Source organism: Paenibacillus segetis (assembly GCF_014639155.1).
GTDB lineage: Bacteria > Bacillota > Bacilli > Paenibacillales > Paenibacillaceae > Fontibacillus > Fontibacillus segetis.
Genome location: NZ_BMFT01000001.1, coordinates 1270480 through 1285786, shown reverse-complemented (window position 1 = coordinate 1285786; position 15307 = coordinate 1270480). Strand labels below are relative to the sequence as shown.

Below are 15307 nucleotides of genomic sequence, written 5' to 3'. Positions count from 1 at the left end.
TTTCAGCACATTTAGTTTATTATGCCGTAGTACTTGTCAACACTAAAGATATGCAAGACCCAATAATTTTAAACGAAGGGGTGACAAATGTCTAATGAAAAAGCTTAAAAGTATGATCTTCAAAAGCACCTTATCTGTAGCCATTTTGGCTTCAGGAGGAGTTACAGCTACAAACGTCATCTATGCGGAACCCCAGCAGTCTCCATCACCGTCAGGAACACCTAACATGGAACATGGCGGACAGGGACATCGTTCCCATCATAAGGGGCACCTTCAAGGTGGACCTATTATTACAGATACAGCGACCCTTATAGGTATTCAACCTAGATCCCTTATTGAACAATTAAAGCAGGGAAAAACCTTGCTACAAGTCGTTCAAGCTAAAAAGGGATGGAGCGAAGCTGAGTATTTAAAGAAACTGACTGAAAAGGCTTTTCAGCATGTCGATCAAGCCGTAACCACGGGTAAATTAAATAAAGAACAAGCAGATAAGATCAAAGCAGGTCTGCCAGAGCGACTAAAAAGAGTAATTAACCGAACATGGAAGAATACTCAATCTGGGCACCCTGTCTCCGAATATCGTAACAATACCATTCAGTTAAATGTTTCAGAATGAAGTTTGAGGTTTAATAATAAAAATAGCAGGCCAAGGTTGTTATCCTTGACCTGCTATTTTAAAGTATTCTTATTCCCCTTCAGTTTCCTGTTTTGGAGCACCAGGTAACGGAATTGGAGGATGTAATCCAACTGGAACATCGAGAATGTCAAGTAAGAACATGAACACAGGTACACCTACAATTAATCCCCATACGCCGAAGAAATGCTCCGACACAAGCAACACAAGGAATGTGAAGAAAATAGGCATATGCGTCTTATTAGACATAAACTTAGGATTCAAGAAATAAGTTTCAAAAGCATGAATAACAGCAATCATCACTAACACGTAGATAATTTTGACTAGTCCACCAATTTTAAATGCGATTGCACATAATGGAATCAATGAGATAATCACACCCATTACAGGAATGAGACCTAATAGGAAGATCATAATTCCAAGTGCAATCAGATTTGGAAAACCAAAAATCCAGAGGAATATGGTTGATAATATAGCATTAATTAGCGCAATCAGAAATTGTACTTCGATTACTTTTCCGAAAGAAAGTACAAATTTTTTACCGAAGTACTCTAACTCTTCAAACAAGAAGGCTACGCGGCTCTGTTTGAATTTTGCGGTAAAATTAGTCACCTTTTCTTTCTCAAGTAAGAAGAACAAACTCAGAACAATCGAAACAAACAAATTCAAACTCCACTTGCCAATATCAGATGCCGTCTTAATCAAGAAATCAACGCTACTACCAATATAAGCAGATAGATCAATTTCTTTCATCGAATCGACTAAGAAATTTAGCAGAATATTATCTGGGAGATTCTCAGGAGGATGCGCATAAAATGATAGTACTTGATTGACCAGATCATTAAGTTCAGCGATAAATACCGGTAGATAATTGCAAACAGTCGTCACAATCAAGGTAATAATCAATACATAAATCAATAAAATGGTGATTCTCCTATTAATTCGTACAACTTTTTGCACATTCCGACTGATGAAATTATGAAGCCGATTAATCAGATAAGTCAGAATGAACGTAATAAGAATCATATCGAGCATACTACGCGAAAAATATAGCACAAAAACCACAAATAATAAGGCAAGAATCCTACGGAATCCTGCAATTTGAGAAAGCTCTCTGAAAAAACCCATTATAAGCATCCTGCTCCCCTATGATAGACTAAACAATCCAATGTAATAATCTTATGTCAGCTGTGGACACAAAGCAAGCAAACCTCGCCACATCAACAATATTATTACGTTCCTTCTACTCAAAGAGTTCCATTTTAATAATAATTCCTATTTAAATAGGTCTTACTTCAATACAATACAGCATTTACGCTTAGCAGTAAGTTCTTGCCATTTTCTAAAGTGCAGCATATAATTTCGTATAAATCAATTGACTATGACGGAGAGAGTAAGTGGATGCGTCCTAACAGGGACGGTGGTGCCGTAGATTGAGAGCACCCCGCAGGAACCGCGCCGACTGAAGTTCACTCCTGAGTTGACTCCTGAAACACCTTCTATTATGGTTCGTAGGGACGTCCGGTCACACGCCGTTATCTGTGCCTAAGCTGAGAAACATAAAGGTTGTCTAACAAGGGTGGTACCGCGGATATATTCCGTCCCTTGGGAGACGACCTTTTTTTGTTTAAAGTGGCTTAAAATGCTTCTACATCATATCAAAGGAGAGGAAACAAATGAACGAACAATTGGAACAATTGCGACTCAAGTTAAATGAAATTAATGGGGAATTGTTGAAACTGTTGAATGAACGTGCTGAAGTAGTTCGCAGCATCGGTGAGATCAAAGAAAAGCAAGGTGTTCCTAAATTTGATCCTGTCCGTGAAAGAGCCATGTTAGAAGAATTGACCTCTCAGAATCCTGGACCATTTAAAAATGCGGAGATTAAACATATATTCAAAGAAATCTTTAAAGCTTCCCTTAATCTGCAGGAAGAAGATCATAAACAACAACTCATTGTTAGTCGTAAAATCCAACCCGCAAACACAGTAATTAACGTTAAAGATACGTTGATCGGTGGCAGTGCTCAAGTCATGATCGCTGGACCATGTTCAGTAGAATCGTATGAGCAACTGCGAAGTGTTGCAGCAGCGCTTAAGGATGCGGGAATCAAGATCATGAGAGGTGGCGCATTTAAGCCTAGAACTTCTCCTTACGATTTCCAAGGACTTGGTATTGAAGGACTGCGGATGTTGAAGGAAGTCGCGGATGAATACGGTTTGGCGACAATCAGTGAAATCGTTCATCCTGCTCATATTGAACTAGCGGAACAATATATCGATATTATTCAAATCGGTGCAAGAAACATGCAAAATTTCGAATTGCTAAAAGCTGCTGGAGAAGCGAAGATTCCTGTATTGCTTAAACGAGGAATTGCCGCTACCTTAGAAGAATTCGTTCATGCTGCAGAGTATATTGCTGTCAAAGGCAATACCAACGTCATGCTGATTGAACGCGGCATTCGTACCTATGAGAAATGGACTCGCAATACGTTAGATATTTCTGCCGTACCTCTGCTTAAGCAAGAGACTCATTTACCTGTACTTGTTGATGTCAGTCATTCAACGGGACGGAAGGATATCCTTCTTCCTTGTGCCAAAGCAGCTCTGGCTGCTGGAGCAGATGGAGTAATGGTCGAAGTTCATCCTGATCCACAAACAGCCCTCTCAGATGCAGCTCAGCAGCTAGATATCCCTCAATTCCAGCAGTTATGGGAAGGAATTCGTCATTCCGGGCTTTTCAAGGAGTAATTAAATCTTATCTATATTAACACCAAATCCCCCTGTCCACTTCAAACGATGAACAGGGGGATTCTAGAATTATGTTCCCTAAAACTTACTACAAATTGAACAAAACTGGTTGTACGCAAACTGGTTTGGATACATGGGCACTTTGACCTGTGTAAGTCAACCTTCCATTTTGCGAATCAACTCTAAAGAGATTCAATTGGTCCGTATCCCGATTAGCAACGATTAAATGACCACCATCAGGAGTCAACGCAAAGTGGCGGGGATGCCCTCCCTCGGTTGATACATGCTCTATAAATGTTAGCTTACCATTAGCTGGATCGATCGCAAACAGGGCAATGCTGTCATGACCTCGGTTCGAACCATATAGGAATAAACCGTTCGTAGAGATTGCAATTTCAGCCGTCGTATTCTCATCCGAATAGTCCGCTGGCAAAGTTGGTACCGTCTCTACACTCGTTAGCTGACCCGACTCAGGATCATAAGCAAAAGCTGTAATCGAGGAATTCACTTCATTAATGGAATATAGATATCTGCCATTCGGATGGAACGCCAGATGACGAGGACCACATCCTGGAGGGGTTAAAGCTTCTCCATGATATATCAGTTCATTCTGGTCCGGATCAAGTTTATAAATTTTAATGGCATCCAACCCTAAATCCGCTACGAATACAAAACGATTATCCGGACTACACAATGTCGAGTGCGGGTGTGGTCGATCCTGTCTCACCGGATCCGCTCCATGACCTTGATGAAGCTTTTCATCGGTTAGCTCTTCGGCTATTCCTCCGTTGTTTATCTTAACAAGTCCTACATTACCACCATGATAACCGGATAATATTAAATATTGATCCTTTCGATCTCTTTGAATGTGTGAAGTGGATGGTCTCAAGGTCACCGTCCGTTTACATTCTGACAGAGTTCCTTGAACAGGATCAATCTCAAAAGATACAACTTCCCCTATTCTTTCTCCATTTTCATCCTTCGTCTCTGCAATGGAGTATAGTTTATGACTCCGACCATCTACATTAACGAAAGTTGGATTTTTCAATCCGGATTTTTGATCAAGGAGTTTCATTTCACCATTGGTTTGATTCAGTTCATATACATATATTCCAGGATCGCTCTCCTCCGCGTAAGAGCCCACAAACAATAATAGACGTTGTTGTTCAAGCAAAATAAATTCCTCCTTAATGTCGCTACATTGTACGTTATTCTCCCTCCTATTTTTCTCTATTTTCAGCAAAAAGTCCAGCCTGTACACATAATAAAAATTTTAAATTTTAATAAACCCCTACCCAAATGTTGAAAAATATGATATACTGCAAGCGCTTCCATTTATCATCTAAAGGGGGATTTGGAATGATGAATATCGAGTACGAGGAGCACAACGTGTATGAGGACCTTGATCCACATGATACGTATTATTTCAAGATTGGAGTTCATGGACTAGTTTGCTTTCATGGTAGGAATTACAGTTTAAAAAAGAGATTATCCGCCGAACAAACTTCCAAACTGACCTCTGATTCCTCGTTTTACCGAATTAGCACCAATTGCTACGTCAATTTGGTCAAGGTTCATGCTATTCGGGACAATGTTTTGTTATTTAGGGATGATTACCACGGAATTAAGACGATTAACGTTCCCAGACGGAACCTCGAAGGAGTTAAACGACTACTCCCTGAGGCCGATCACAATCTAACTACCGGAATTCATTAATCACACATTTGTAGCTTCATTACCGCAATTGCAACAAAATGAAACAGCCGCTTAAGAGGTCATCATTACTCTCTTGAGCGGCTGTTCTCGTTTAATACATATTTAGAATAAATTCTACTTGATATATAAACGAGCAGTCTCTTCCCATATCTCTCCTGGAGCAAGACTAAACAACCCAATTTCATCAGCTGGTAGATCAACCTTAGGTGCATTAACCAAGTTGATCTGTGGCTCTGGACAGAAGAATCCTTTCGTCGCTCCGTTGTTCCAGATCATCCACTGTTTATAGGAAGTCCCTACGTCATAGACTAGAGTCACCCCAAGCTTCGTATCAGTCAATTCCATCAGATTTCTTCCGTTTTGCGGCAATGCCGTGTAATGATTATCCATGGGAGCAAAGAATGGATTTACGCCTCCAGCTTGAAGTGCTTTCTCACCCTCTGTTAATGGTTGGTAGGAACCCGTTGGCAGCATGCGATTATTCAGTTCCCAACGTTCTCCAATCGTTGCTTTCACCAGGTAATCCTCAGCAACTCCGTTAGGAGCAAAAGGAGCATTAATAGCTGTATGGAACGCTAACAGGCAAGGCATCTCGTTTGTCCCTTCATTACGAACAAATAAATGTTGAGATAAGCCATTTTCGCCAAGTGTATATTTCAGTCGTACTGTAAATTTGAATGGTAGATATTGATACGCCTCATGTTTCTCATCCACAGTAACTTTGACAACAACATAGCTCTCAGATGGCGTTTGTCCGAAGTCCTCCACTTGCCACGCTGTTGTATGTAGAAATCCGTGTAAATGATTTCCTGTTGCTACCTCATTTACTGGCAGTTGGTACACTTCACCACGCCATGGAAATTGTCCATCTTCGTAACGATTCGGCGGGAACAACACTGGGATACCATAAATTCCCGGATTACTCTTAAAATCCTCGATATTTCCTTCCTCTGGCTCACGAAGAAAGCGGTATCCATTTTCCAGATCACGAAAAGAAATTAAATTTCCTCCCGTATCAGGTAAAATAATCGCTTCATATTTTCCTGATTGGAGCCATACGGCTTGTTCACCTTGAAAAGTCCCTTGAAATGCTTTGTTCTCTGTCATGTTCTCTGAATTCTCCCTTCAGCTATCGCTTTATCAAAAGCATACCATCGCTATAGAGCAACGTGCAATCTCTTTACCGCAAAGGTATTCTCTCATAATCATCTCGCAAAATACGTCGTCCCAAAATAAACACCAGTAGAACCATAATAAACCCCACCACTAATTGCATACCATACATTTGAATCCAGCTTGGCATATGATCGATCCATTTATAAACGTTCCCGCCAATCAATGGTCCGAAGAAGGAAGCTACACCAGTAATAGCAGAATACATCGCTGTATACATAGGTCTTTCCGGTTTTGGAGTATCACCGATCATAAAGTTAAATGCAAGCTGGTTAAATCCACCTACCCCCATCCCAAATATCGTTTGGGCAATAAATAACACGGGCAGCATTGGAAATATGGATAAGGTTCCCCACAATAGGATCGAAGCCGCAATCAGTGGAAGTGTCCAGAACAACAAACGGCGATTGCTATACCTTGCATTGAGATTACCCCATACATAAAAACTCGCCATCATTGCAACAGTCTGCGTAACGTTAATCAATGAGATTGTCTGATAATTAATATGTAACAGTTCCAACATCACATAAGAATACAAAGGAACGACTAAATTTTGCAGAAATAGAAAACTGGCAAGAAACACGGTCGCTTTAATAAAAGGAGCATCATGAAGCGGTTTCTTAAACATCGGCAAAAACTTAGTTTCGGTCGATCTTTCAAATGGGATGTCAGGATAGAAAAAGAATATAACGACATTCGCTGTGAGACAAATCCAAATAATAATGTACAAATATAAGAAACCTTGACTACCAGGATAATGATCAAGAATCATTCCCCCGAGGAATAGGACCAACGTACCCAGAGCATTCAACAGCGTATTTCGAATCCCGAAATATCTTCCTCTAACCTTAGGATGGACGATATCACTTATCACCGAATTCCAGAGCACTGAACCAACCGTCCCAAACAGAAAGGCAGTAATATAAAAGAAAATGAACGCCTGCACCCAATTTTCTTGTGAGAATAGAAAAGGTACAAGACCAGTAACTCCCCACAACAATCTATGCATGCCTACAAAAAACACAAGTGGCCATTTTCTACTCTTTAGCCTCTGAATGAGGAACGCTACGGCAATTTGTGTAATATTCACAAACGTAGTGATTGCCAAGACAAAACCTATCAATTCAGATGTAGCTCCAAGATACAATAAATAACCTGTGAGAAATTGTCCACCTAGCAATGTCTGGAATATAACTGCTGGTATCCCTTCATACGTAGCAATTCTTAAATTTCGACGTTGCAAAGAAGGGTTTCGGCGTTTGTGTTGCTTTAAATGAATGAAGTCCATCATGATGGCATACTCCTTTTTAAACCTTCATCGAGTATATTCATAAAGCTAAATGAACGATATTTTACTCCCACATACATAAAAATCAGTAACTTCAACATACTTCAAATAATACGGTTATCGTCCAAGCCGTAACTCAACCTCTTAGAATGGAGTGCAAGCTTAAAATGCGTAACTTGAGATTCAAATTATTGTGTTCCCGCTTATTGGTTGGCGTCCTACTCATAACCACCGTGGCCTGTGGAAACAAGCAATCACAATTAAAAGTTCAATCCGCAAATCGTACATGGGATACTGTAATCCCGACTGAAATTGGGATCAATGTCGGTAATACCGCCTGGGTACCACTTAAGGAAGTGGTAACTGCACTCGGACTTCATCTGAAACAAACTGACGACAAGATAAATATCGGTTACTCCGATGTTATGTTTGAGGTTCAGCTCAATAAGAACTCAGCCAAATCCTATGGCCAATCCATTTCACTATCTCAAGGTCCTATAGTCCAAAATGGCCAAGTATATATGACTGCAAAATCTCTTTCTGAGCTACTTCACACGGAGACAAAGGTTGATCCATGGAAACGCACACTTCATATCGGGCCGATTAGAAATGATAATGGTATAACAAATACCAATCCCTCTAATGAGCGTAATTTCGGCATGCTAGGTATTGCTGAAAACCGCGACGAACTCGTTTCTTACGCTAAAAAGTTCCTCGGCGTGCCCTATGAGTTTGGAGCTGCTCCTTACGAACAATCGAAGACTTTTGACTGCTCTTCTTTCACTCAGCATGTATTCAAGCGATTTGACACGAATCTTCCTCGGTTAGCAAGAGAGCAAGCTAAAGTTGGTAAATCCGTCGAACGAAGTCAACTTCAAGCTGGAGATCTCATCTTCTTTACCGTCAAAGGTCGATTCGAAAGTGATAAGATACCAGGACATGTCGGAATCTATATCGGCGATGGAAAATTCATTCACACTTGGGGTGATCCCGGTGTCCAAATTAGCCCCATTGACTCAGGATATTGGAAGGATGTTGTACTGTCCATGCGCCGAATTCAATAGTCTTAATCAACTGCAACAACATTAGTTAAGGGGCTTTCACTAGCTCCTTGACATCTCCTCCCACCCTATTAATCTCAACATTTCCTTTACTACTAATTACACAGTATAATGATAGAAAGCAATACTTTCCATACAATATATTTCATACTGAATGAACTAAGAGGAGAATAACGATGACCGACTTGAAACAAGCTTACGAAACTCTGGGACTTCCCGAGAACGCCTCTAGAGAAGACGTAGAGAAAGCCTTCGATCTTCAGTTAAGGAAATCTCGGAACCGCCAACAAGATGCCAATCTGACCGACGGAGAAGAGAGCGAATTCTCTATTAAACTCAAAGCCTACAAACAAATTGTAGAATATGAAGACCGTCTAATTATTCAAGGTAAAAATCAAGAAAGATATAGTAAATGGGGAAGGTTCTCAGGCACAGCTGAGAAAGTAGATGACTTTTTTCGATTGTACAAATTTCGTGTGATCATCAGTGTAATTGCAGTTATCGTACTTATTTTTGGAATCAATGCATTTATTGATCATCGTGAAGAACAAAAAAGACTTGCTGCACTTCCTCCTATCGACTTATCCATACTTTATATCGGCAACTTTATCACCAATGATACCACCGGAAGAACGGATGAATTAGAGAAAGCAATGACGGAACAATTCCCTGAATTCCAGCGACTAGGGATTAGCCTGACCTTTCTTCCCCCTGAAGGTGACGGTGCAGGTGGAGCTGGCATGGCTTATCAACAAAAAGCAATGGCTGTCCTTGCAACAGAAAGTCCTGACATCTATATCATGGACAAGCCAACTATAGAATGGATTGGTAGAAGCGGCGTTTTACAGAATCTCGATGATGTAGCTGAAGGTGCTTTGAAACCTTTCTTGACCACAGACAAGACCATAAAAGTCAAAACAGAAGATGACACAACGGAGCACATTTACGGAATAGATGTGAGTGATAGTCCTCTGTTCAATGAACTCCCAATCAGCAAACGAGAAGTGATCCTTACCGTTCGAGATGGTTCAAAGAATTTTGATAAAGCCATGCTGTTCATTCAAAGATATCTAGAAGGTACTGAAACAGGCAAATAATATCCCTATGATCAGCTCATCCCAAAGCTAACTTAGCTTTGGGATTTTTTTATTTTTCCTAAAAACCCTGATTGATTTATTGAAATACATCAACTATTATAATATTATAAACGCGCGTTTATAGAAAGAAGGAATACCATGCGCAGCGAAGATATAGCTAAGTTAGCCGGGGTATCTCGGAGCACGGTATCCCGAGTTATCAACAATTATCCCAATGTACCCGCAGCTACTCGGGAGAAGGTGCTTAGAATTATTGAGCAACACCATTACGAACCCAATAGTTTTGCGAGAGCATTGGCAGGTAAAGGTACAGACACTATCGGTTTATTTGCTATTAGTATGAACGAGAATGAAGACGAAAGCCGGATTTATCAGAACAGCTATTTCGCTCCGATCGTCGACATCGTCGTTGATACAGCGAATGCCCAAGGATTCTACGTACTTATTCATACGATCTATTCTCCAGACGATTTTCAAAAGGTCAAACAAGCGTTCCAACAGAAACGGATTGACGGAGGTATTCTGGTAGGTACACAAAGAGATATCAACTTCGTATCCGATATGCTGGGAGAAGGTGCCCCATTGGTACTCATCGATTACGACATCACGGAGATCATCAATGAGCGCCTAGATAAAGACCATTTGTCTATCATCAACTCTAGGGATTACGAGGGTACGGTGGAAGCAATTGAGTATTTGATTAACCTAGGACATCAAGAGATTGGAATTATCAAAGGAAGAATGAGTACTTTCTCAGGTCGTGAAAGATTTTTGGCTTATGAGAATACACTCAAAAAGCATGGACTCCCAATTCATGATCACTTCGTTCTGTCTGGTGATTTTCTAAAAGAAAACGCTTATCGTGAAGTGGTACGTATGCTGGACTCTGGAAAACTTCCTACGGCTCTATTCTGTTCTAATGACGCTATGGCTATTTCTGCTATGGATGCTTTAATCCAGCACGGGGTTACTATTCCTGATGACATATCTATCGTTGGGTTTGATGATGCTCTACTAGCTTCCCATGTTAGCCCAAAATTAACCTCTGTCCGGCTCCCCATTGATGAGATGTCCAGAGCCGCGGTGGAGAAGATCATCGAATTATGTCAGTCTGGACAATCCGCATTCAGCACGATCAGCTTCCCGACTCAACTTATAGTCAGGGATTCATGCAAATCGCTTTCCAATTAGTAAAACGGTTCCCTCCCTCTTGCGAGGGAATGTTTTATAGTTTCAAATAAACGCGCGTTCACAAACGAAGGGAGATTGAAAATTCATGAAATTCGGAACATTTGACGACGTCCGTAAAGAATATGTCATTAATACACCAAAAACTCCTTACCCTTGGATCAACTACTTAGGAAATGAGCAATTTTTCGGGTTAATCTCTAATACAGCCGGAGGTTACACTTTTTATAGAGATGCAAGGCTCCGCAGACTGACACGTTATCGTTATAACAATATTCCACTAGATTCTGGTGGTCGTTACTACTACCTTTATGATAATGGTGATTTCTGGACACCAGGCTGGATGCCGGTTAAACGTGACCTCGATTTCTACGAGTGCCGCCATGGTCTTGGTTACACTTCAATTACTGGCGAACGTAATGGGATTTCCGTTAATCAATTAGCCTTCGTTCCATTAGGTCATAATGCAGAAGTTCATCGTCTTATCGTAAAAAATACAGGTACTGAGTCCAAATCAGTTAAACTATTCTCATTTGCTGAGTTCTGTCTTTGGAACGCACAAGATGACATGACCAACTTCCAACGTAATCTCAGCACAGGTGAAGTTGAAGTGAAGGACTCCGTTATTTATCACAAAACGGAATACCGCGAACGCAGAAATCATTATGCTTTCTATTCTGTCAACAAACCGATCAATGGATTTGACACAGATCGCGAATCCTTCGTCGGTATGTACAATGGCCTTGATCATCCGCAAGCTGTAGCAGCCGGTGAAGCAACCAATTCTGTTGCAAGTGGTTGGTCCCCTATCGGCTCCCACGCGCTCGATATTACACTAGCACCCGGTGAAGAGCAAAGCTTCGTATTTGTACTTGGATATATCGAAAATGAAGAGGAAGACAAATGGGAGTCCCTTAATGTTATCAACAAAAAACCAGCACTAGCGATGATTGAGAAGTTCGCTACGGATGCTCAGGTTGATGCAGCGCTAGCTGATCTAGCAGCTCACTGGGATAACCTCTTATCCAAATATCAAATTCAAAGCGGAGATGATAAGCTGAACCGCATGGTTAACATTTGGAATCCATATCAATGTATGGTTACCTTCAATATGTCTCGTTCAGCTTCGTATTTTGAATCCGGTATCGGACGTGGTATGGGATTCCGGGACTCCAACCAGGATTTACTTGGATTTGTGCACCAAATCCCAGAACGTGCGAGAGAACGTATCCTCGATATCGCCGCAACACAGTTTGAGGACGGTAGTGCATATCACCAATATCAACCGCTTACGAAAAAAGGCAACAACGAAGTCGGAACTGGCTTTAACGATGACCCGCTATGGCTCATTCTCGGTACGGCAGCTTATATCAAAGAAACCGGCGATACTAGCATTTTAGATGAACAAGTTCCTTTTGACAGTAACCCGGATAACACAGCGACTTTGTTCGAGCATTTGAAAGTGTCTTTCGAACATGTAACCAATAACTTAGGACCACACGGCTTACCGTTAATTGGCCGCGCGGACTGGAACGACTGTCTGAACTTGAACTGCTTCTCTAAAGAACCAGGTGAATCTTTCCAAACAACGGCGAACATTGAAGGTCGTGTAGCTGAATCCGTATTTATCGCTGGTTTGTTCGTATTTGTTGGACCAGACTATGCCGAGATTTGCCGGATGCGTGGACTTGATGATGTTGCCGCTGATGCGGAGGACAAAATCAGTAACATGCGTGACATCACACTTACACACGGCTTCGACGGCGATTGGTTCCTACGTGCTTATGATCACTACGGTGATAAAATTGGTAGTAAAGAGAATGAAGAAGGTAAGATCTTCATCGAGCCTCAAGGCATCTGCGTTATGGCCGGGATCGGTGTGGAGGATGGTCAAGCAGAAAAAGCTCTACAATCAGTAGAAGAACATCTCGATACGAAATACGGTATCGTATTGCAACAACCACCATATTCCAAATATTATTTGAATCTAGGTGAAATCTCGACTTATCCACCGGGATACAAAGAAAATGCCGGAATTTTCTGCCACAATAACCCGTGGATCATGATCGCGGAAACCGTACTTGGTCACGGGGATAGAGCATTCGATATTTATGCTAAGATCGCTCCTGCCTACTTGGAGGAAATCAGTGATATTCACCGTACCGAGCCATACGTCTACTCACAAATGATCGCAGGTAAAGATGCAGTTAACCATGGCGAAGCCAAAAACTCCTGGTTGACCGGAACGGCCGCTTGGAACTATGTAGCGATCACTCAAGCCATTCTCGGTATCCAAGCTGACTTTGCTGGTCTTAAGGTAGATCCTTGTATTCCTGCAGCATGGGATGGATTCGAGATCACACGTGTATTCCGTGGTGATACTTACGTAATCAAAGTTAGCAATCCGGATCATGTGTCCAAAGGCGTGAAGAGTATTACACTGGACGGTGCAACGGTGGAAGGCAATATCGTTAAACCTGTTGGTGACGGTGGAACTCATCAAGTTACTGTCGTACTTGGATAATTTAAACACATTAGTTAATATTAGCGGTTAAACCCAAGAAACCTCATCCCTACCTTCAGGTGGCGGAATGAGGTTTCTTTGGCATTTAGCTTTTTCAGCTCGAGTATCTCAATAATCTAATATTTTATCGCTTCGTAGGTTAACATCGCACCAGCATGAGTTGGCAAGGTTCCATATGAATAATCAGCGGAGATCGTTACGTCCTTGTATCCAATACTTTCAAGTAGAAGTTGGAATTCGTGAAGGCCATACCAGCAAAGGGGAAACCTCTGTAGTTCCGTCTGCAGCAATTGCCCTTCACTCCATTGCTCATATTTCAGCAAGGAAACCGTCTTTTGCTTTAGGAAATCAACTTCTATAATTCTAGTCTCCAATGTAATGGCCTCACTCGGAGGAATTTCCCAAGTTCGCATAGATACCTTGTTCAATTCAAGATCTATATCAAGAAACAAGTCCAAAATTAACCTTCCACCAGACTCTAGATGGTCGTAGAAATTGCGCAGTGCCTGTACAGCTTTTTCCCGTTCCTCAATTAATTGAAAAGATCCACCGGGAATTATTATATCTGAGTACTTTTCATCCAATGAAAAGTCTCCCATATCTCCAAGATACAAAGTAGTGGAGAGCCCTCGATCATGACATTCAGCTCGACAAGAATCAAGCATGCTACTAGAGTAATCGATTCCTTCGATTGGGATACCGGATTCCAATAGTGGGACCAATACTCTTCCAGAACCACATCCCACTTCAAGCGTCTTCCCCTTACGTCCTTTCAGTCTCTCTGTATAGTATTCGACATCTCCCGTTGAATACCCCACCGGTTTACTCAGTTCATATACTTTGGTACAAAGCGGTCCGTATGCGCTGTATATATCAATCATTCCTTCCTATACTCTAACTATAGTTAATTAATCTCACGTAGCTTGGAGCGGACATATGCACCTGAAGGCGTCAAATCTTTATCACTCCAGTTCCCTTCTGGAGCAGCGCCAGGTAATAATACTGCTGAATCTTCAACACGATCGGATAGGTTCCAGTTAACCCAGCTGATTCCTTTTTCATATAGGAAGTTCAACCAGACATCAGACTCCTGTGTAAATACGCCTCCATCTCCGGATGCTAGAGTAGTTCCCCATTCACTAACGAAAATTGCTACTCCCTTATCCAGCGCATATATGATTTTTTCGCGCAGCTCCTGGCCATGCGTTCCAGCGTAAAAATGAGCAACGTACATAATATGATCACCTTGTAGTGGGTGATCCGCTGCATGATGAACGTCCTGACTCCATGTTCCAGTACCTACCAAAATAACGTTGTCTCGATCATATTGTCGAATGACAGAAATAAGCTCTTCAGCATAAGGTTTAATATCATCATTCCATGTCACATCTACTCCGTTTGGTTCATTACATATCTCATAGATTACGTTAGGATAATTCGCATACAATTGAGCCATCTCAGCAAAGAAAATTTTGGCTTCTTCCATATACATATTTGGATCATTATCAGAAAGAATATGCCAGTCGATAATGACGTATAGCCCAAGCTCAATACAAGCTTCTACGGCCTCCTTCATCTTGTCTTTTAACTCAGGCCGAGTAATATATCCATTCTCACCAGTGTACATAGCAATTCTATATACATTAATATTCCTATCTTCGCGTAGCCACCGAATACATTCCTTATTTACGTAATGGGGGTACCATTGAAGCCCATGTGAACTAATTCCTCGCAATTACACTTGTTCACCATGTTCATTAAACAATCCGGTACCGTTAACCTGTAACTTTGATAGATTCATATATTATCCCCTCTCTATTATTTGTACCTTTAACCATAGATGTCACACTTCAAGTGTAATTATCAAATGAATCCG

Annotated in this window: 12 protein-coding genes and 1 pseudogene; 7 read left to right on the top strand and 6 right to left on the bottom strand. The window is 41.3% G+C overall.

Annotation, left to right across the window (positions count from 1 at the left end; genetic code table 11):
- Positions 1–94: 94 nt before the first annotated feature.
- Positions 95–616, top strand: a complete 522-nt coding sequence (locus tag IEW05_RS05670) for a hypothetical protein (protein ID WP_188536654.1) — start codon at positions 95–97, stop codon at positions 614–616.
- Positions 617–685: 69 nt separating this feature from the next.
- On the opposite strand, the gene IEW05_RS05665 is transcribed toward IEW05_RS05670, so the two are convergent.
- Positions 686–1762: an AI-2E family transporter gene (locus IEW05_RS05665; RefSeq protein ID WP_188536652.1), complete on the bottom strand. Its 1077-nt coding sequence runs from the start codon at positions 1760–1762 to the stop codon at positions 686–688.
- A gap of 548 nt (positions 1763–2310) precedes the next feature.
- Here IEW05_RS05665 and IEW05_RS05660 point away from each other — a divergent pair.
- Complete coding sequence (locus IEW05_RS05660; RefSeq protein WP_188536650.1) at positions 2311–3384, top strand: bifunctional 3-deoxy-7-phosphoheptulonate synthase/chorismate mutase; 1074 nt, start codon at positions 2311–2313, stop codon at positions 3382–3384.
- An 88-nt stretch (positions 3385–3472) separates the two neighbouring features.
- Here IEW05_RS05660 and IEW05_RS05655 read toward each other — a convergent pair whose 3' ends face one another.
- A complete protein-coding gene (locus IEW05_RS05655; RefSeq protein ID WP_188536648.1) occupies positions 3473–4558 on the bottom strand; it encodes a lactonase family protein in 1086 nt (361 codons plus the stop codon).
- A gap of 185 nt (positions 4559–4743) precedes the next feature.
- On the opposite strand from IEW05_RS05655, the gene IEW05_RS05650 reads away from it, so the two are divergent.
- Positions 4744–5100, top strand: coding sequence for a LytTR family transcriptional regulator DNA-binding domain-containing protein (locus IEW05_RS05650; protein ID WP_188536646.1), 357 nt, complete (start codon positions 4744–4746; stop codon positions 5098–5100).
- A gap of 114 nt (positions 5101–5214) precedes the next feature.
- On the opposite strand, the gene IEW05_RS05645 is transcribed toward IEW05_RS05650, so the two are convergent.
- Together IEW05_RS05645 and IEW05_RS05640 are read right to left on the bottom strand one after the other, a co-directional pair.
- A complete protein-coding gene (locus IEW05_RS05645; protein WP_188536644.1) occupies positions 5215–6207 on the bottom strand; it encodes an aldose 1-epimerase in 993 nt (330 codons plus the stop codon).
- 73 nt (positions 6208–6280) lie between these two features.
- On the bottom strand, positions 6281–7564 hold the full coding sequence (locus IEW05_RS05640; protein ID WP_373285780.1) for an MFS transporter: 1284 nt from the start codon (positions 7562–7564) through the stop codon (positions 6281–6283).
- A 164-nt stretch (positions 7565–7728) separates the two neighbouring features.
- On the opposite strand from IEW05_RS05640, the gene IEW05_RS05635 reads away from it, so the two are divergent.
- From IEW05_RS05635 to IEW05_RS05620, 4 genes are all read left to right on the top strand, one after another.
- Positions 7729–8625, top strand: a complete 897-nt coding sequence (locus IEW05_RS05635) for a C40 family peptidase (protein WP_188536642.1) — start codon at positions 7729–7731, stop codon at positions 8623–8625.
- A 173-nt stretch (positions 8626–8798) separates the two neighbouring features.
- Positions 8799–9719, top strand: coding sequence for a molecular chaperone DnaJ (locus IEW05_RS05630; protein WP_188536640.1), 921 nt, complete (start codon positions 8799–8801; stop codon positions 9717–9719).
- A 138-nt stretch (positions 9720–9857) separates the two neighbouring features.
- Positions 9858–10910: a LacI family DNA-binding transcriptional regulator gene (locus IEW05_RS05625; protein WP_188536638.1), complete on the top strand. Its 1053-nt coding sequence runs from the start codon at positions 9858–9860 to the stop codon at positions 10908–10910.
- Between the two features lie 85 nt (positions 10911–10995).
- Positions 10996–13431: a glycoside hydrolase family 94 protein gene (locus IEW05_RS05620; protein WP_188536636.1), complete on the top strand. Its 2436-nt coding sequence runs from the start codon at positions 10996–10998 to the stop codon at positions 13429–13431.
- A 116-nt stretch (positions 13432–13547) separates the two neighbouring features.
- Here IEW05_RS05620 and IEW05_RS05615 read toward each other — a convergent pair whose 3' ends face one another.
- The gene (locus IEW05_RS05615; protein WP_188540739.1) at positions 13548–14303 is read right to left on the bottom strand and encodes a class I SAM-dependent methyltransferase; all 756 of its coding nucleotides are present in this window, start codon (positions 14301–14303) and stop codon (positions 13548–13550) included.
- 47 nt (positions 14304–14350) lie between these two features.
- Positions 14351–15220, bottom strand: a pseudogene (locus tag IEW05_RS05610) (glycoside hydrolase family 5 protein); the annotation flags it as partial.
- Positions 15221–15307: the final 87 nt, after the last annotated feature.